This window comes from Microbacterium saperdae (assembly GCF_006716345.1).
Taxonomy (GTDB): domain Bacteria; phylum Actinomycetota; class Actinomycetes; order Actinomycetales; family Microbacteriaceae; genus Microbacterium; species Microbacterium saperdae.
In genome coordinates, this window is sequence record NZ_VFOX01000001.1 from 2,410,884 (window position 1) to 2,428,698 (window position 17,815).

Below are 17,815 nucleotides of genomic sequence, written 5' to 3' on the forward strand. Positions count from 1 at the left end.
CCGCGCGCGTGGTCGTGCCGAGCGAACACGCGATACGGTGAGCGGAGCACGGCTCTTCCGGCCGTCGTTCCATCGCGAAGATTGCGGACCCCATGTTCAGACGCGCCATGGCCATGGCCATCGCCTCCACTTTCCTCATCTCGGCCCTCGCCCTGGGAGCATCATCGGCTGCGGGAACCGAGTGGTCGGCAGCAGCCGCCGACGCGCCTGAGATCACCTTCCCGGCGGGCCCTTCGCGACTGTCCGGTGCCGGCCGGTACGACACCGCGGTGGCTGTCTCCCAGAAATACTCCCCCGGCGTCGAGGCGGTTTTCGTCGCCACGGGCCAGAATTTCCCGGACGCGCTCTCTGCCGCCGCTGCGGCCGCGTCCGTCGGCGGTCCACTGCTGCTGACGCCGAGTAACGCCCTTCCGGCTGCCGTGCGCGCCGAGATCGTGCGCCTCGCGCCCGAGACGATCTACATCGCAGGATCCCAGGGCGCGGTGAGCAGCGCAGTGGAGACGTCGTTGCGGGGCATCGCGCCCGTCGAGCGACTCGGCGGGGCGTCGCGCTATGACACCGGCAACAGCCTCATCCAGCGCATCTTCCCCCGCGCCGCCCAGGCGTTCATCGCGACGGGGAGGACCTTCCCCGACGCCCTCGCCGCGACCGGCGCCGCCGGATCCGTCTCCGCCCCGGTGATCCTGGTCGATGGCGCTCAGCCGACTCTCACACCCGAGACCCTCGCCCTCCTGGGCACGTTGGGTGTGCGATCAGTCACGATCGTCGGAGGGACCGGCGCGGTGTCGCCGGGCATCGAAGGCCAGCTCAGGAGCACCTACGACACGCAGCGGATCGGCGGTGCCGGTCGGTACGAGACCGCCGCGAACGTCAACGACGCGTTCTTCACCCCCGGCTCCGCGAATGCCGTGTTCCTCGCCACAGGTCAGAACTTCCCGGACGCGCTCGCGGGCGCGGCCCTCGCCGGCCATGTCAAGAGCCCGGTGTACGTCACGACAGCGGCATGTGTGCCCGAGGCGGCGCATCTCTCACTCCAGAGACTTGCTGCGACCAGCACTGTCGCGCTGGGAGGGACCGCGGTCGTGAGCAACCAGGCAGCGGGCAACATCGGCTGCCTGACAGCTGCAGCGCCGACCATATCCGGCGTCGCGCGCGTGAACTCGGCGCTGACCGCGAATACGGGATCGTGGACGTCCGGCACGTCCTTCGCCTACCAGTGGCTCGCCAACGGCTCCCCGATCAGCCAGGCGACCGGCGCGAGCCTGTCCGTCTCCGCCGGCCTCGCCGGCAAGCAGATCTCCGTTCGCGTCACCGGCTCGAAGGCCGGCTACCTCAGCGTGTCCGTGCAGTCCGGTCGGACGGCGGCCGTGTCGTACCCCTCACGAACCACCCCGATCGACATCAAGAACTGCCCGAGCTGGGCACCGATCAAGGGCAACGTGGGCACGAAGGAGAAGATCTACCACGTGCCCGGCGGGAGGGACTACGCCAAGACGAATCCGGAGGAGTGCTTCCGCACCGAGGCGGCGGCGGTCAGCGCAGGGTATCGGAAGTCGAAAGTGTGATGAGCGGGTCGCTCGTTACTTGAACGTTGCAGTGTCGGCTGACGGATGAGGACGTCGCGACGATAGGATCGCGCGACGGCAGACCCGGGACGAGCCGGGCGCCTTGCAGAGAAACGAGTACCTCCTTGTCATCACGTCAGAGCCGACGCATCGTCGCCGTTGCGACCATCGTCGCCCTTTCCCTCACCGGCGCCATCGCCGCCAACGCAGACTCCGTGGACGACCCCGCACTGCTGCCCCCGCTCGACGCATCGCCTGGTGCGCAGGAGCTCGGACAGGGCGCCCGATTCCATCTGGACGAGAGTGTCGCGGCCGCGCCGCGGTCAACTCAGGATGCACGGCGAGCGGCCAGTGCTCCTGCCGTGGTCACAGGGGTGGCGAGCTCCGAGGTCACCGCGACCGGCGCACGAGTCACCTGGACGGCGCCCGCCGACAACGGCTCTCCGCTCACGGGTTACCACCTGCAGCTCCTGTTCGGCGGCAGCGTGATCGACGAGATCGTCTCGAGCTCACCGATCACCGGTACGACCATCTCGGAGCTCCAGCCGGACAAGAACTACGAGTTCCGCGTCGCGGCCGTCAACGCCATCGGCACGGGGCCGTTCTCGACTCCGGTGTCCTTCCAGACCTCGCACTCCTCGATCGAGCGGCAGTTCGGTGCCGATCGCTTCGAGACCGCCGTGCAGGTGTCGCAGAACGCCTTCCCCTACTCCGGCGTCCCGGTGACGTTCCTCGCGAACGGGCTGAACTTCCCCGACGCGCTCGCCGCAGCCGCTGCCGCCGGCGCATTCGGCGGTCCCGTCCTCCTCACCCGCCCCGGCAGCGTGGATCAGTCGACGGTCGACGAGGTCGCCGCGCTCGAACCCGAGTACGTGATCGCGGCCGGTGGTTCCGCCGTCGTGAGCGATTCTGTCTTCTCCAAGGTCGCGCAGCACGCCACGGTCGGTTCGGAGCGCGCAGCCGGATCCTCCCGCTACCAGACGGCGGGACTCATCTCGACGTTGTGGGAGAGCGTCGGCACCGTCTATCTCGCCAACGGAACCAACTTCCCCGACGCCCTGGCCGGTGCAGCTGCGGCGGGGTACAACAACGCCCCGGTGCTGCTGACCAAGAAGGACTCGCTGCCCGCTGAGACGGCCGCGTACCTCAGCTACCACAATCCGACCAGGCTCATCATCCTCGGCGGCCCGGGAGCCGTCAGCGAGGCCGTGGTGAACCAGGCGCAGCGGGCCTCAGGATCCGTCGCCTTCACTCAGCGGCTGTTCGGTGACAGCCGCTACGACACCGCCGTCGAGATCTCGCGCCAGACCTACACGTCGCCGCGCGTCCCCGTGGTCTACGTCGCCAGCGGCCAGAACTTCGCAGATGCGCTCGCCGGTGCCGGAGCTGCTGGGGCGCTCGGCGGCCCTGTGCTCCTCACCGACCCGTCGAGCATCTCGAACGCGACTCTCGCAGAGATCTCCAGGCTCGACCCCATCCGAGTGGTCGTGCTCGGCGGTCCCTCGGTCGTCACGCCCGCGGTGTACGCCGAGATCGAGGCCGCGATCGGCTGACAGCGGTACACCTGGCGGCGGGAATGCAGGAGCACGCCCGCCGCCAGGAACGTCGTCAGCGAGTGACGGCTGCACACCCTCAGCGGCGGTTCCACTCCATCGTTTCGACGAACTCGCAGCGAGGCCCACCGGCGCGATACGATCGCGGAGCCCCGAATCCACATCGCCGCATCGCGCGACGACCGGACGGGGAACGATCCGGGAGACTCCATGCGCCACCGTTCACATCGTCGTCGGCGCGCAGCCGCCGCGGCCATCGCACTGTCGACCCTCGCCGTCTCCGCTCCACTCGTCGCATACGCGAGCGACGGTCCCTCCGCTGCTCAGCACGGTTCCGAGTCGGCCACGGCCGCTGCCCCTGCTCCCTCGATCGAGCGACTGTTCGGAGCCGATAGGTACGAGACCGCCGCCGCCGTGTCTGCCGATGTGTTCGAGGCCGGAACCATCACGGCATTCGTCGCGAGCGGCCGCGATTTCCCCGACGCCCTCTCGGCCGCCCCCGTCTCCGGCCTCATGAACGGTCCCGTCCTTCTGACCCAGCCGGGCTGGCTTCCTCCCGCCACCGCGCGAGAGGTCGCGGCGTTGAAGCTCGATTCGGTCTTCGTCGTCGGAGGGCCGGGGGCGGTCAGCGACACCGTGCTCACACAGCTCGACCCGTTGACGGCCGAGGGTTCCTTCCGCATGGGCGGAAGGAACCGCTATGAGACGGCCGCCACGATGGCGTCCTGGCTCAAGCTGGAGTTCCCGCACGTCGTCTATCTCGCGAGCGGCGATGACTACCCCGACGCACTCACCGGTGCTGCCGCTGCGGGGTCCGCTCATGATCCCGTCCTCCTCACCGGGCGCGACACTCTGCCCGTCGAGACCGCTGCGGCGCTGAAGCGCTTCGCCCCGTCGACCGTCGTCGCTCTGGGCGGCACCGGAGCGGTCAGCGACGCCGTGCTCGACCGAGCGGCCGCCGCGACCGGCACGCAGACGGGCACCGATCGATTCGCAGGAAGCACACGCTACGACACCGCGGTCGAGGTGTCACGGAACACCTTCGCCGCGGGAGTCCCCGTGGTCTACATCGCCAGTGGTGAGAGCTTCGCCGATGCGCTCGCGGGTGCAGCTGCGGGAGGAAGCCTCGGGGGTCCGGTCCTGTTGACCCCGCCCGAAGAGATGCCCGCCTCGGCGATCACCGAGCTCACGCGCCTCGCCCCTGCACGCGTGATCGTTCTCGGCGGTCCGACCGTCGTCAGCGAGACCGTCGTCACTCAGATCGAGGACGCTCTCCTCTGACTCCCGCGGCGGCGCAGTCTCGCATCGAGCCCGCCGCCGCGTTCACGGAGTCGATTCAGCTCGCGGTGCCCACGACGATGCGTGGCGTGCCCGCCCACAACGCCGGGTCGGTCGCCGCGCGGCCGTCGACGATGAGCTTGATCCCGGGCAGCTGGGCAGGAGTGAGCTCCTTGTAGTCGGCATGGTCGGTCTGCAGAACGGCCAGATCGACCTCGCCGCCGATCGCGTACGGCTCGAACCCGAGACCACGCAGTTCCTCATCGGTGTAGAGCGGATCGTGAACGACCACGTCCGCGCCGCGATCCTTGAGCGCCTTCACCGTCGGGAAGACACCGGAGAACGCCGTCTCCTTCACCCCTCCGCGGTACGCGGCACCGAGCACGACGGCACGCAGACCGCTCAAGTCGCCGAGGATACCCTCTGCCTGCGCCACGAGTCGCTCCGGCATCGAGGCGTTCAGCTGGCGCGCGACACGCACGATATCGGCGTCGGGGTCGGTCGACAGGTACAGACGCGGGTAAACGGGGATGCAGTGGCCGCCGACAGCGATGCCGGGCCGGTGGATGTGGCTGTACGGCTGCGAGTTGCAGGCCTCGATCACCTTGTACACGTCGATACCGTGCGACGCCGCGAAGAGCCCGAACTGATTGGCGAGACCGATGTTGACGTCACGGTACGTCGTCTCCGCGAGCTTCGCCATCTCGGACGCTTCGGTCGTTCCGAGATCCCACACGCCGTTCGGGCGCGGAAGGTCGGTGCGCTCGTCGAACTGCAGCACGGCCTCGTAGAACTCACGTGCCCGACGGTTGCCCTCGTCGGACAGTGCGCCGATGAGCTTGGGGTACTTGCGCAGATCGGCGAACACACGACCGGTGAGCACGCGCTCGGGCGAGTACGCGAGGAAGAAGTCCTTGCCTTCCACGAGGCCCGAGCCCTCTTCGAGCATCGGCTTCCAGCGATTGCGCGTGGTGCCGACCGGCAGCGTGGTCTCGTAGGATACGAGCGTTCCGGGGGTGAGGTGCTCGGCGAGCGACTTCGTGGCCGAATCCATGTACTTGAAGTCCGGCTCCCAGGTCTCATCGTTGACGAAGACCGGCGCGACCAGCACGACGGCGTCGGCACCGGGGATCGCTTCGGCGTAGTCCGTCGTCGCGCGCAGACGTCCGGCGGGGATCAGCTCGGCCAGACGCTCCTCGAGGTGGGCCTCCCCGGGAAACGGTTCGCGCCCCTCATTGATGATGTCGACCGCCTTCTGGTTGACATCGACGCCGATCACGTCGTGACCGGAGGAGGCGAACTGGACGGCGAGAGGGAGCCCGATCTTTCCGAGGGCCACGACGGCGATACGCATGAGGTCCAGTCTACGGCGGTGATCAGACCACGCGTCGCAGGCCGGGCACCCTCCGCATCACGAAGACGACGCCGAAGGAGAGCACGACGACGACGAGCCACTCGAGCAGCGACAGCACGAACGAGCCTCCGGCCCGCGAGAACGGCTCGACGGATCGCAGGAGGACCATGATCGCGAAGTGCACGAGGAACACACCGAACGCGCAATCCGACAGCTCTCGAAGGACGCTCTGCGTGCGGGGGCCGGGACGCCAATCGGCGAGCGCACTGTTGAGACACACGAACACGCCGATGGATGCGATCGCGACGACGGGGCCGTAGTAGGTGAGCGGAACGACCGCATCCCACAGGGGCAGCCCCGGACGGGCCCCGTACTGCCAGACCGACAAGCCCACTGCGGCCACGGTTGCGAGCGCGGCGAGAGCGAGCCGCGCTCCGGACAGCCGCACGTTGCGCAGGGCCCACCCCGCGAGGAAGTACCCCGTGTAGGGCAGCCACTGTGTGAGGGCGAGGAGAGTGAGTGGTCGCGCATCGCCCATCCCGCCGAGCACGCTCGAGGACATGCCGGTGACGACGGTGACGGCGAGGACGGTTCCCGCGAACGCGAGCGCCCTCCTGTCTCCTCCGCCGCGCAGGAACGATGCGAGGACCGGAGCCACGGCGTAGAGACCGATGATCAGCCAGAGGAAGTACAGGTGGGTGTACGGCTTGCCGCCGAGGACGAGATCGGTCAGATCGACGCGCGTGACAGGCACCTGCGAGAGCATCGTGCGGATGACGATGAAATAGAACAGCGACCAGAAGACCAGCGCCGTCGCGAGCCGCGGGAGTCGTCGGCGATAGAACGGCCAGGGCCCGTCCTGATAGTGCCGCGGCTGCAGGATCAGTGCGCCTGAGATCATCACGAAGACCGGCACGACCCAGACGAATCCGATGTCCGCCGCCACGGCGGCCCACCAGCCCGCCGTTCCCTTGATCCCGGATGCGGCCACCATCTCGGCGAACACGTGGATGGCGACGACGCCGACCACGGAGATCACGCGAGTGACGTCGAGCGACCACTGCCGCGCGGGGCGCGTCGGCGCAGGGTCAGTCATCGCCGGGTTCCGTCCCGCCACCGGCCGTGAGCAGTGGTCTCGGACGACGGGGCTGCGTCATGCCCGCCTCGACAGCAGGACCTCGACGACCCGTTCCGCCGCATGTCCGTCGCCGTAGGGGGTCTCATCCGTGTCCGCAGGCCGCGCACGGGTGACGCCTGCCGCGATCTCCTGCGCCGTGTTCGCGAGGACGTTCCAGCCGAGGTCGACCGTCTCCACCCATTCGGTCTCCTGGCGCACGGTCGTGCACGGGATCCCCAGCAGGAACGCCTCCTTCTGGAGTCCGCCGGAGTCGGTCACGATCCCGGCGCTGGCGAGCGCCGCCGCGATCAGATCCGCGTATGCGAGCGGGCCGTGCGACATCAGCGATCCCTCGTCGAGGGCGACGCCGTGCGCCGCCGCCTTCGCGACGACCCTCGGATGAGCCAGGAGCACGACCGGCTTGTCGAGGCCGGCGAGCGCGGACGCGACCTCCGCGAGCCGCTGCGGGTCGTCGGTGTTCTCGGCCCGGTGGATCGTCGCCAGGTAGAAGCCACCCGGGGTGAGGCCCAGCTCCTCGAGGAGCGGCGAGGGCTGCGAAGACACCTCGGCCCTGACCTCGAGCAGGACGTCCGTCATCACATCGCCGACCAGGACGGTGCGATCGGCGAGCCCTTCGTGCGCGAGATGATCCACCGCGACTTGCGTCGGGGCGAGCAGCAGGTCGGCCGCGTGATCGGTCATGACACGGTTGTGCTCCTCCGGCATACGACGGTTGAAGCTGCGCAGGCCGGCCTCCAGATGAGCGACGGGGATGTGCATCTTCACTGCGCTGAGCGCGGCCGCGACTGTCGAGTTCGTGTCGCCGTAGACGAGCACCCAGTCGGGCCTGTGCTCGTCGAACACGGCATCCAGCGCCGACAGCATGGCGCCCGTCTGGACACCGTGCGAGCCGCTGCCGACGCCCAGGTGCACGTCCGGAGCGCCGATCCCCAGGTCCTCGAAGAACACGTCCGAGAGCATCGGGTCATAGTGCTGACCGGTGTGGACGATCACGTGATCGACGCCGGCGGCCTTCGCCGCCTTGTGGATCGGGGCGAGCTTGACGAACTGGGGGCGGGCGCCGACGACGCTGACGATCTTCACAACAGTCAAGTCTACGGAGCCACGGCGGATGGCGCAGTCAGGGCGTCAGCGACGCAGCGCCCACCAGGTGGCAGCGGAGAACCGAAGCGGAGCCTCACGGGCGAACAAACGCTGAGGGGCAGCCGTGATGAGGGCAGGGAATGAGAGGAATCGACGTCGTCGCCGCGAGAGCATGTCCACCCGCGCCGACAGCACGCCGGGATCGGCGATCGCGTCGATCAGGGCGGCATCCGCTCGCGACAGTGTCTTGACGGCCGCCGGCGAGAAGGCACGCAGACCAGCCGACACGGTGGCCAGGGCGGCGAGATCCTCCGGATCCCACTCCCCCGCACGGTAGTGGATCGCCCCGAACACGGGCAGTCGCCAGAGCTTGACGGCCAAGGCCAGCCGATCACGTGCATCGAGCGCCTGGGACGAAGGGTCCGCGAGCAGGAGCGGGATCGCCTCGAGCTCGTCGGCGAGTGGACGACGCGTGAAGGTGACCCGCTCGTCGCCGTCGTGGATCAGGTACTCCCCCGCGTCGCGATGCCGTTCGATACGCGCTCCGGAGAACCACATCCGGGTCGAGAAGGCGAGGTCCTCTCCGGTCGCGAGACCGGCGGTGAAGCGGAGATCACCGAAGCGCGCGAGCGAGAAGAGTCCGAGAGGTGCCGTCCGGTAGGCGAGACGGTCCCGCGCCCCCCTGAGGTCTCGACGTCTCGGCGTCGGAGGCGTGGGCACACGAGCTCCTCCGGCGTGGCGGAGCGGAGCGATCACGGCATCCGCGTCTGCGCGGAGCGCGGTGGAGCGCCACGCGTCCACAGCGCCGACCGTGAGCTCGTCGTCCGATCCGAGCACCATCGCGTATCGGCCAGCCGCCCGCTCCAGACCGACGTTGAACGGACCCGCCGGGCTTCGCACACCGTCCAGGAGCTCGACGAACTCGACCCGTGGATCGAGAGCCGACTCTCCGGCGGCACGACGGATCTCATCGACGTCGACGTTGTGGCACACGACCTGCACCCGGCGGACGCACCGCGACGTGAGCGCCGACGACACCGCTCGCGCGATATCTCGGCGGGGATCATGCGCGGCGACGATGACCTCCACATCCTGCGGCAGCCTGTCGCCCGCAACCGACCGCGCGGACTCATACGCGCTCAACGTCTCCTCTCGCCGACGTTCCGGGTCGAAGAGAGCGCGCGCACGAGCCGCGATGTCCTCAGCGGGTCGGTCCGCATTGAGCGCGAGCACGCGCTGCACGCCGTCGGCGTAGGCGACGCTCGACCACTCGGGAACCAGCACGCCATCCGGCTCTGCCACGAAGGACGCCTGTTCGCCGGCCGTCGAGGTCACCACCGGCCGTCCGGCGACGAGCGCTTCGGCGAGGGCGACGCCGAACGTCTCCATCCGGGTCGGCAAAAGGAAGACATCCGCCTCGGCGAGCACGTCTTCCACCGCCGAGGGCGCCAACCGACCGCGCAGATCGAGGTGCTCTTCGACGCCGAGACTGGTCGCGAGCTCGGACAGCTCATCGCGCATCGAGCCGTCTCCGACCCAGATCAGCCGAGCTGCCTGACCGCGCGTGATGAGCTCCGCCAGCGCACGCACCGCGATGTCCGGCCCCTTCCGTGCGATGAGTCCGCCGACCCCGACGAGCACCGCGACAGGGCCGCCCGGACGTTCAGAGACTCGATCGGGACGGTGCACGTCGTTCGGAATGACGACCGTGGGTCCACGGCGGTTGCGTCCGATCGCCGCGGCGAGATCATGGCCCACGGCGATCACGACATCGGGGCGCGCGAGCAGCCTGCGAGTGAGCGGGATGGCCAGGCGCGAGGTCAGCGGAGCGGTCGCCGGCGCGAGAAGCGCCGACCAGTGCTCCGTGTGCACCCAGGGCGCGGAAAGCCGCAGGGAGCGAAACGGCAGCAGGGCTGATGCCGCCATGGAGTGGACGAGGTCTGCGCCGGCGGCCCTCTCGGCGATCACCGGCGCTGCCTTCGCGATGCTTCGAGGGTCGGAGGGCGACATCCGCAGCGTGCGCACCGGGAACGGAACCTCGGCCTCTCTCCCATCTGCGGAGAGGTGGATCACCTCGACCTCGTGATCACGGAGGAGCATCTGGATGTCGCGCACGACGAAGGAGCCGATCTCCGGTCGTTCACGGGTCGGGAGCCAGGTCGTGACGACGAGTATCTTCACGTGTCGACGCTATCAGCCGATCGAACCGCGCTCAGGGCTGCTCTCCAGGTCGGAAGAGGCCACGAGTTCCGCGGCGATCGCGCCCGTCCGGCGCGCATCGTAATCCTGCTCCCAGCGCGTGCGCGGCGCGTAGTGCCCCGGCTCGGCCGTCAGCAACGCGGAGAGCGTCGCGGTGATGGCCGAGGGGGACGCCGCCGATGCGACGAGCTCCCCGGTGCGGAGCTCCGGTCCGACGATCTCCGACGAACCGCCCACATCGGTGGCCAGAACCGGTACGCCGTACGCGATCGCCTCCATGATGCTCACCGGCACGCCTTCCGATGAGCTGAGGTTGACGAACGCGTCCGCCTCGCCGGAAGCGTAGAACGCCGCGATCTCGGAGTTGGGAACCTGACCGCGCAGCTCCACCTGCAGGGAATCGGGGAGGTCGGCGAGGGACGCCTGCAACGTCGGCATGAGCGGTCCGTCTCCGAAGTGCACCCAGCGGATCGGACGTTCCGGGTCGAGTGCGGCGAGCCCCCGCACCACGTCCAGGATCAGCGACACCCTCTTGACCTCCGACACGGCGGAGCAGGAGACGATCGTACGGGTGTGGTGCGGGAGCCGCGCAGGAGGCGTGGCCGGCCCATGTGCACCGAGTCTGCTGAGCGCCACCTTTCCCGCCGTTTCGCGGTAGTGGCTCTCCAGATACGCCTGCGCGTCTTGGGAGATGGCGAGGATGCGATCCGCGCGTGCGAAGAGGAACGGGCGGTACGGGAGGTAGCCCCCGATCGCCTGGTCTTCGTAGAGGTCGTACCTGTGCACCCGGACGACGCGGCGACGGACGCCGCGGAGCCAGGGCACACCCAGCCCGCCGCCCATCGCCCAGAAGCCGTAGGCGACCGTGTCCGGATCTCCGGCGATCGCTTCGCGCACCGCCGTGCGGTGCGCCTGGGTGATGCCCACCTTGGCACCCATGAGGAAGAGCTTGGCGTGGCGGAGCAGCCTCCCGCTCCACAGCTCCCGCCATGTCGCGTTCGCCAGGAGCAGCAGAGACGCCGGCTCCACGAGACGACGGGGAGCGTCCTCCGGTTCCGGGACGAACAGGTTGCCCCCCAGCCTCACACCATCCGGAAGATCCACCATCCCGTTGCTGGTGTCACGGGCGTGGCAGAACACGACCACATCATCGAACTGCGCGGCGAGCGCGTCGATCTCCTTCTCCACGAACACGACGTCGCCGGTGCGATAGGGATAGTCGTTCGTGAACAGCAGCAGGCGGCTCATGCCCCGCTCCGTGCGTCGCCGCGCGACAGCAGCGCCTGCAGGGCGCGCGCCCACCCCTCCGCCTGCATCTCGCCGGAGAGGTCCTGAGCGGCAGCGTTCGCCGCCTGCTTCCAGCGCTCGACCTGTTCGACATCCAGTCCGTCGAGCAGACGGGTCAGGTCCGCGGCGGTGAAGCCCTCGGTCACGGCACCGAAGCCCCGCTCGTGCAGCACCCTCGACATCTCGGGCGATGGTCCGATGATGACTCCGAGACGAGCCTGCACGTAATCGAAGAACTTGTTCGGCAGCGCCCAGGTGTTGTTGAAGTTCACCGGAGGCAGCAGGTGCACGCCGACATCGTGGGAGTTCAGCGTACGAGACAGCTCGGCGTAGGGAACCGGCGCGTGGAGCGTCACACGCCGCGATGCACCGGCACGATCGCGCACCTCCTGGAGGAAGCCCGGGTCGTTGGGGGTGAGGTAGAGGGCCAGCTCGACGTCGGCGGAAGTCACCTCCACGGCATCGACGATCGCGAGGATGTTCCGATCGCGGAGTGCCGCCCCCGAATGCACGAGCTTGATCGGCGCACTCGTCGGCTGCGGGTCGAGACGAGCGTAGGGCGCGGCGTTGGTGACGACGCCGGGGCGGAATCCGTACACGCGCTCATACTCGTCGGCGATCCCCTGACCCACGGTCGTCACGGAGTCGGCGCGGACCACGAAGGTGCGGCACATCCACCGGACGAACGGGGCGACGAAGAGCCGCCACTTCCAGACGTCCTCTTTCTGGCGAGGAGCGTATTCGTGCAGATCCGCGTGCACGCCGTGCACCGAACGCTGAGCGAGGGCGAGGCCGACGGCATCCACGTCGTTCGCGAGCACGAGATCCCAGTCGGAACCGCGGAGGGCGTCCGCGGCTGCCGCGATCGCGCCATTCGACCAGTAGGCCTGTCGGAAGCGCCGCAGCACCACCGCGATCCGGTCGTAGCGCCAGATCGGGAGATCGTCGGGGATGCGCAGGTGCTCTGCGACACCGGCCGGCTTCTCGCCGTACCCCAGCGTGTGCACCTCGAAGTCCTGCCTCAGACGCGTGATCTGCTTGAGCAGGCGCGCATCCGCAGTGATCGTGGAGAACGAGATGATCAGCAATCGCGGCATGGTCATCCGCGCGCTCCCCCGACCAGACCGTCGATGATCCGTGCCCACTTCTCCACCTGATGCTCTCCGGCCAGCTCGTCCGCACTGGCATGGGCGTTTCGCTTGTACTCCGCCACCGCCTCGGGGGTGAGCCGCTCGATGGCGGATCGGAGTGCATCCACCGTGAAGTCGTCGGCGACCTCGCCGAGGCCGTACTTCTCCACGTACGCCGCCATCTCCGGCGACGGTCCCACGACGATGCCCAGTCGTGCCTGGACGAAGTCGAACAGCTTGTTCGGAAGCGCGTGACGGTAGTTGAAGGTGAGCGGGGGCAAGAGGAACACGCCGACGTCGTAGGCGTTCAACGTCGTCACCAGATCGGCGTAGGGCACGGGATCCAGCACACGCACGCGGTCGGTCGTCGCCGCGTACTCCTTGAGCTCCTCCAGATATGCCGGGTGGTTGGCCGTGAGATAGAAGTCCAGAGTCACATCGGCATCCGCAGTGGCCACCGCCTCTGCCATCAGATGCAGCTGCCGGTTCGTGAGACCCGCTCCGCTGTGCACCAGACGGATGGGAGACGACACGGGAACAGGTTCCAGGTCGTGATACGGCGTGGCATTGCTCACGAGCTCCGCTCGGAAGCCGAAGTTGCGCAGGTACTCGGCAGCGAGCCCCTCGCTGACGGTCGTCCAGGCCTGCGCTTTGGTCACGTAACGACGCACGACCCAGTTGAACCACGGCGTGATGCGCTGGAACCAGAGCTCGTTGTCGTCGTGGAGGCGCGGGCTGTACTCGTGCAGGTCCGCCAGCACACCCCGACGGGGGCGCAGCTTGACGGCCACCGGTACCGCCTCGACGTCGTTGGCGATGATCACGTCGAACCGGCGCCCCTTGAGCGCTTCACGAGACCACCGCACCGCCGAGAGCCTCCAGTAGACCTGGCGGTAGCGCTTGAGCGTGATCAGCTTGCCGTCGAGGTCGTTGTACCGGACCTCGCGCGGCATGGAGATGTGCTCGACGACACCGTCAGGAGCATCTCCGTAGCCGAGGGTCGTGACGTCGAAGTCCTTCGTGAACCTCGCCACCTGCTTGAGCACGCGCGCATCTCCGACGATGGGCGAGAACGACAGGATCAGCATTGTCGGACGGGTGGTCATCGGAGTTTCCTTCTCTCCCGCTTGCAGAAGTAGAGCACGTATCGACGCAGCGTCGATTCCCGGTGGAAGCTGTGCACGAGGTCGGGCGTCAACCATCGGTCCTTTCGGCCCGCGCCCCGTGAGCGTGCCACATCCGCGCGGAGCCGCGCGGATGTGGGCGCGGCGAGCAGGCCGTCGAGCACGGTGCGATCCTGTCGGTTGAACGGGCGCAGTGCCGCGGGCGCCGCGTCGAGGAGGCGCCGCAGCAGCGCCGCGAACTCCGCGACCTGCGCATCATCGAGCTCTGCGGCCAGGGCCTGCACGTTGCCCACGATCGTGACTCGGATGAGCTTGGTGGCGAGGGCCGTCCGGTGGGCCGCCGAGAGGGTGTCGAACACACCGTCGTCGAAGAGGCGGACGATGGGCGCGAGACGCTCCGTGACGGTCATCGACCCCAAGGTGGTGCGTTCGGCCGCATCCTGGCCGATGACGTAGGCGCCACTGCCGGCGAGGAAGTCCACACGTCCGCCGTGCGCCCAGAGCCGGATGCCGAACTCGAAGTCCTCGCCGACCCGCACGCCTTCGAGCATGCGCAGGCGGAGCTCGCGCATGCGCGCGGTACGGATGAGCCCGAGCGGCGCAGTGCGATAGAAGAGGCGGTCTCGCGCGGCGTCGAGACGACGGGTGCGTCCGAGTCGGACCAGCGGATTCGGCATCAGCGTCTCGCCCTGCAGACGGATCTGTGCGATCGCCGCGTCAGGGCGCTGCTCCCGCACATGACGGATCCAGGCGCTCATGGTCCCCGGCTCCAGGAAGTCGTCCGAGCCCATCACGCCGCAGTACTCGGCATCGACGGCATCCAGACCGTGGTTGAAGGGACCGGCCGCGCTGCGCACCCCGTCGGAGAAGGGAAGGACGCGGATGTCGCCCTCGATGCCGCTCAGACGTCGGCGCAACGGTTCGGCGTCGAGTCCGTGAGCCACCACAGTGACGCGCACCGCATCTCGCACGTCGGCATCATGCAGCAACGACGCCACCGCACGCTCCAGCGGGCGTCGTTCGTCGTGGCACGCGATCACCACCTCGACGAAGGTGCTGCTCACGCCAGGCCCGCCAGCTGGGCCTGCTCCGCGAAGTTGGGTACCCGCGTCACCAGCTCGTCGAACGTTCCCTGATCGGCGATCGTGCCGTCCTGCATGAAGCAGACCAGGTCGCTGTCGCGGATCGTGGACAGCCGGTGCGCGACAGACACGATCGTGACTTCGCCCTTGAGGCTGCGGATGGCCTCCGTCACCTTCGACTCCGTCTTGGTGTCGAGCGCGCTGGTGGCCTCGTCGAGCACCAGGATCAGCGGGTCGCTGTAGAGAGCGCGAGCGATGCCGAGCCGCTGGCGCTGGCCGCCCGAGAGCGAGAGCCCGCGTTCGCCGATGCGGCCGCGCATCCCGCCCTCACGTGCCGCGATCGTGTCCCACAGCTGTGCCTTCTCGAGTGATGCCCGCACCCGATCGAAGTCGATGTCCTTGTCGTCCCAGTCCAGCGCGACGTTCTGCGCGACCGTTCCATCGAACAGGGAGACGTCCTGGGGGACATAGCCGACACGCGCACGCCACGACGCGAGGACGTCCTTGAGATCCTGATCGTCGAGCCGCATCGTTCCCTGCTGCGGGACCAGGAGACCCAGGAGGATGTCCACCAGCGTCGATTTGCCGGCACCGGACGACCCCACGAGTGCGAGAGAGCTGCCGATCGGGATCTCGAGCGTGATGTCATGCACGGCGGGGGTGTCCTCATGCTTCGGATAGCCGAAGGACACTCCCTCGAGACGCAGCATCTTCGGCTCGCCCTCGATGGGATCCTGGCCGAGCTTCTCCGCCACCTCGATGTACTTCTCCGACACCTGGATGTCGAAGATGACCGCCTGGACGTGCGGCACGTTGGCGGTCGTCGTCGTGACGATCGACTGGAATCCGGTGAGCGAGGGCACGAGGCGGAATCCGGCGACCGCGAACAGGGCGACGGAAGCCAGCGCCTCCTCCATGCCACCGCGCCAGTAGCCGATGCCGCCCACGAGCACGAATCCGCCGACGAGGGCAGAGTTCAGCACGAACCCCGGCACGGAACCGAGGAAGTTCATGTTCGCGCGAGCGCGGGTGCTGAAGGAGCGGTTGTATTGGACGATGCCCGCGACTTCGCCGGCCTTGTTGCGGAGGGTGATCTCCTTGAGCGCCTGCATCATCTCGGTCATCAGCGTCGCGACCTTGAACGAGTAGTCCCGCGAGACGCGGCCGGCCTGGACCGAACGACCCGAGACGACCCAGTACAGCAGCGCCATGATGAGCCCCAGATAGATCACCGTGATGAGCGCGGTGAAGGGCTGCGCGACGACGATGACGCCCAGGATCAGGGTGAAGCTGACGATGAGCGCCGGCAGCTGGACGATCGGGAGCAGGAACCCGCTGATCGTGTTGGCGATGCCGACGTCGGCGATGCGAACGATCTGCGCGGTGTTGCGGCCCAGTCGGTAGGTCCACGGGGCCTTGATGTAGCTGTCGAACAGCTGGCGACCGATCTCGAGCTCGAAATCGGCGAAACGTCGGGTGGCGAACCACTGCTGCAGGAGGGCGAGAACCGACTTGATGAGGATCAGGATCGCGACGGATCCGATCAGCCAGATGTAGTCGTCCTCACCGATCGCCCCGACCACCGGAAGCGTGATCGTCGTCCGCGCGATCATCGGAGTCAGGCTCAGCGCGAGGAGCATGATCGCTGCGATGTCCAGGATGCTCAGCAGGCACGATACGACGACGTAGCGCAGCAGATAGGACCGCGCATCGCCGGGAAGGTAGCCGATGAGCTCTCGGTAGGTCTTCGCGACGAGCTTCACGAGGCGGTCTTCTGCGAATACGAATCAGCGGGCATCGTTCCAGTCTCCCATGTGATCACTGGACGTCGCTGTCGCGACGCCCAGGAAAGCAGCCAGCACTTCGGCGGAACGCGCACCGGAGTGCACCTCCGCGACGAAGGCGGGTCCGTCGTCGGCGACCGCCAGCGCGTCCTCGCGATCGGCGACGATGCCGCGCAGGACGCTCTCCAGATCGGCCGAGGTCGCCTCGATCACCGGAAGAGTCCGTCCGGTGATCGCGTGCACGCGCTCGCGCACCTCCGGGGAGACGTGGCTCACGACCACTCGCCCGCTGGCCATCGCCTCGCACGCGGCGACGCCGTAGATGCCGAGCGAGAACTGGTCGAGCACGATGTCCGCCGCGCCGTACACCTCCGGCATCTGAGCGGCGGAGACCCCGTGCACCTCGCGATACTCGATGATCTTCTCGTCATCCAGGCGCCGCATGACCTCGGCGATCAGCGGCGTCCCCTTCAATCCGGCCCTGCTGGGCGCGTGGATCACGACAGGACGACTTCGCTGCAACGCGCGCACGGGCGCGGCGTCCGCCCAGACACGCGCATCCACGACGACCGGGAGCCACTGCGCATCGGGGGCGAAGGACAGCAGGTCGGGAGTGGACACCAGACTGGGGAGGCCGGAGGTCCGCATCAGGCGGCCGTTCGCCGCGGCGATGGCCTCCAGCCTCGCCTGCTCCGGATACGTCCCGTCGAGGAACGGCGAGTCCGCCTCCATCTCCCGATGCACGCTCGGCAGCCGGATGTCGCTGCCGTGCCAGAGCAGGCCCACCTGCACACCCTGCCGGGTCAGGTGGGCGACGTCGACCTCGGCCGTCGCTCCCCCGCCCAACAGCGCACGCCCCGATTCCACGAGGACATGCGTGAAACGTTGTTCGACGGCGCGCCTCTGGGTCCGCTGCCAGCGCCGGTTCTCCACGAAGTACGCGGTCGACACCGAGTGATCAGCCGGGTAGGCGAAGACATCCTGCGCCCCTCGGTACATGAAGTTCATCGCGGAGACACCCGGGATGCGATCGGCGGCCCGCGCCCACGCGAAACCCTGACCTGCCGAGTTCACGGGGCCGATCAGGAGGCGCACCGGTGCGTCGGCGGGCCGCGACACCCCCGCCGCTCGGAAGGCGGTGCGACGCCAGGGAAGCACCCTCTCCGCGATCGGGTCCGGTATCACCGCGACCACAGCCCTCTTGAGCCGAGCGATAGCGCTCATGCCGGTGTCGACGG

13 protein-coding genes are annotated in these 17,815 nt (G+C 68.3%); 3 read left to right on the plus strand and 10 right to left on the minus strand.

Features of this window, described 5'->3' with window-relative positions; all coding sequences use genetic code 11:
* The first annotated feature begins 92 nt into the window (after positions 1 to 92).
* From FB560_RS11515 to FB560_RS11525, 3 genes are all read left to right on the plus strand, one after another.
* The gene (locus FB560_RS11515) at positions 93 to 1,565 is read left to right on the plus strand and encodes a cell wall-binding repeat-containing protein (protein ID WP_141872491.1); all 1,473 of its coding nucleotides are present in this window, start codon (positions 93 to 95) and stop codon (positions 1,563 to 1,565) included.
* Between the two features lie 125 nt (positions 1,566 to 1,690).
* Positions 1,691 to 3,118 carry a cell wall-binding repeat-containing protein gene (locus FB560_RS11520; RefSeq protein ID WP_170198109.1) on the plus strand — a complete coding sequence of 476 codons (1,428 nt, stop codon included), beginning with the start codon at positions 1,691 to 1,693 and terminating at the stop codon, positions 3,116 to 3,118.
* A 210-nt stretch (positions 3,119 to 3,328) separates the two neighbouring features.
* The gene (locus tag FB560_RS11525; protein ID WP_141872493.1) at positions 3,329 to 4,399 is read left to right on the plus strand and encodes a cell wall-binding repeat-containing protein; all 1,071 of its coding nucleotides are present in this window, start codon (positions 3,329 to 3,331) and stop codon (positions 4,397 to 4,399) included.
* A 55-nt stretch (positions 4,400 to 4,454) separates the two neighbouring features.
* Here the strand turns inward: FB560_RS11525 and FB560_RS11530 are convergent, their stop codons facing one another.
* The 10 genes from FB560_RS11530 to FB560_RS11575 are packed head-to-tail and all read right to left on the minus strand — an operon-like array spanning position 4,455 to position 17,801.
* The gene (locus tag FB560_RS11530) at positions 4,455 to 5,750 is read right to left on the minus strand and encodes a nucleotide sugar dehydrogenase (protein WP_141872494.1); all 1,296 of its coding nucleotides are present in this window, start codon (positions 5,748 to 5,750) and stop codon (positions 4,455 to 4,457) included.
* 22 nt (positions 5,751 to 5,772) lie between these two features.
* Positions 5,773 to 6,846 carry an acyltransferase gene (locus FB560_RS11535; protein WP_141872495.1) on the minus strand — a complete coding sequence of 358 codons (1,074 nt, stop codon included), beginning with the start codon at positions 6,844 to 6,846 and terminating at the stop codon, positions 5,773 to 5,775.
* Between the two features lie 57 nt (positions 6,847 to 6,903).
* The gene (gene wecB, locus FB560_RS11540) at positions 6,904 to 7,971 is read right to left on the minus strand and encodes a non-hydrolyzing UDP-N-acetylglucosamine 2-epimerase (protein WP_141872496.1); all 1,068 of its coding nucleotides are present in this window, start codon (positions 7,969 to 7,971) and stop codon (positions 6,904 to 6,906) included.
* Between the two features lie 45 nt (positions 7,972 to 8,016).
* Entirely contained in the window at positions 8,017 to 10,152 is a 2,136-nt protein-coding gene (locus tag FB560_RS11545) for a glycosyltransferase (RefSeq protein WP_141872497.1), read from the minus strand.
* Between the two features lie 12 nt (positions 10,153 to 10,164).
* Complete coding sequence (locus FB560_RS11550) at positions 10,165 to 11,418, minus strand: glycosyltransferase (protein WP_141872498.1); 1,254 nt, start codon at positions 11,416 to 11,418, stop codon at positions 10,165 to 10,167.
* A complete protein-coding gene (locus FB560_RS11555; RefSeq protein WP_141872499.1) occupies positions 11,415 to 12,560 on the minus strand; it encodes a glycosyltransferase in 1,146 nt (381 codons plus the stop codon). The genes FB560_RS11550 and FB560_RS11555 overlap by 4 nt, the downstream gene beginning before the upstream one ends.
* Positions 12,557 to 13,693 (minus strand): glycosyltransferase, encoded by a 1,137-nt coding sequence (locus FB560_RS11560; protein WP_170198110.1) that lies wholly within the window; start codon positions 13,691 to 13,693, stop codon positions 12,557 to 12,559. The genes FB560_RS11555 and FB560_RS11560 overlap by 4 nt, the downstream gene beginning before the upstream one ends.
* Positions 13,690 to 14,775 (minus strand): glycosyltransferase, encoded by a 1,086-nt coding sequence (locus FB560_RS11565; protein WP_170198111.1) that lies wholly within the window; start codon positions 14,773 to 14,775, stop codon positions 13,690 to 13,692. Before FB560_RS11565 ends, FB560_RS11560 begins: the two co-directional genes overlap by 4 nt.
* Entirely contained in the window at positions 14,772 to 16,556 is a 1,785-nt protein-coding gene (locus FB560_RS11570; protein WP_141872502.1) for an ABC transporter ATP-binding protein, read from the minus strand. Before FB560_RS11570 ends, FB560_RS11565 begins: the two co-directional genes overlap by 4 nt.
* A gap of 24 nt (positions 16,557 to 16,580) precedes the next feature.
* A complete protein-coding gene (locus tag FB560_RS11575) occupies positions 16,581 to 17,801 on the minus strand; it encodes a glycosyltransferase (protein WP_141872503.1) in 1,221 nt (406 codons plus the stop codon).
* Positions 17,802 to 17,815: the final 14 nt, after the last annotated feature.

Coding starts and splice junctions, on each gene's coding strand:
- FB560_RS11515 (WP_141872491.1), top strand. CDS start 93: ATGTTCAGACGCGCCATGGCCATGGCCATCGCCTCCACTTTCCTCATC.
- FB560_RS11525 (WP_141872493.1), top strand. CDS start 3,329: ATGCGCCACCGTTCACATCGTCGTCGGCGCGCAGCCGCCGCGGCCATC.
- FB560_RS11530 (WP_141872494.1), bottom strand. CDS start 5,750: ATGCGTATCGCCGTCGTGGCCCTCGGAAAGATCGGGCTCCCTCTCGCC.
- FB560_RS11535 (WP_141872495.1), bottom strand. CDS start 6,846: ATGACTGACCCTGCGCCGACGCGCCCCGCGCGGCAGTGGTCGCTCGAC.
- FB560_RS11550 (WP_141872498.1), bottom strand. CDS start 11,418: ATGAGCCGCCTGCTGCTGTTCACGAACGACTATCCCTATCGCACCGGC.
- FB560_RS11555 (WP_141872499.1), bottom strand. CDS start 12,560: ATGACCATGCCGCGATTGCTGATCATCTCGTTCTCCACGATCACTGCG.
- FB560_RS11560 (WP_170198110.1), bottom strand. CDS start 13,693: ATGACCACCCGTCCGACAATGCTGATCCTGTCGTTCTCGCCCATCGTC.
- FB560_RS11575 (WP_141872503.1), bottom strand. CDS start 17,801: ATGAGCGCTATCGCTCGGCTCAAGAGGGCTGTGGTCGCGGTGATACCG.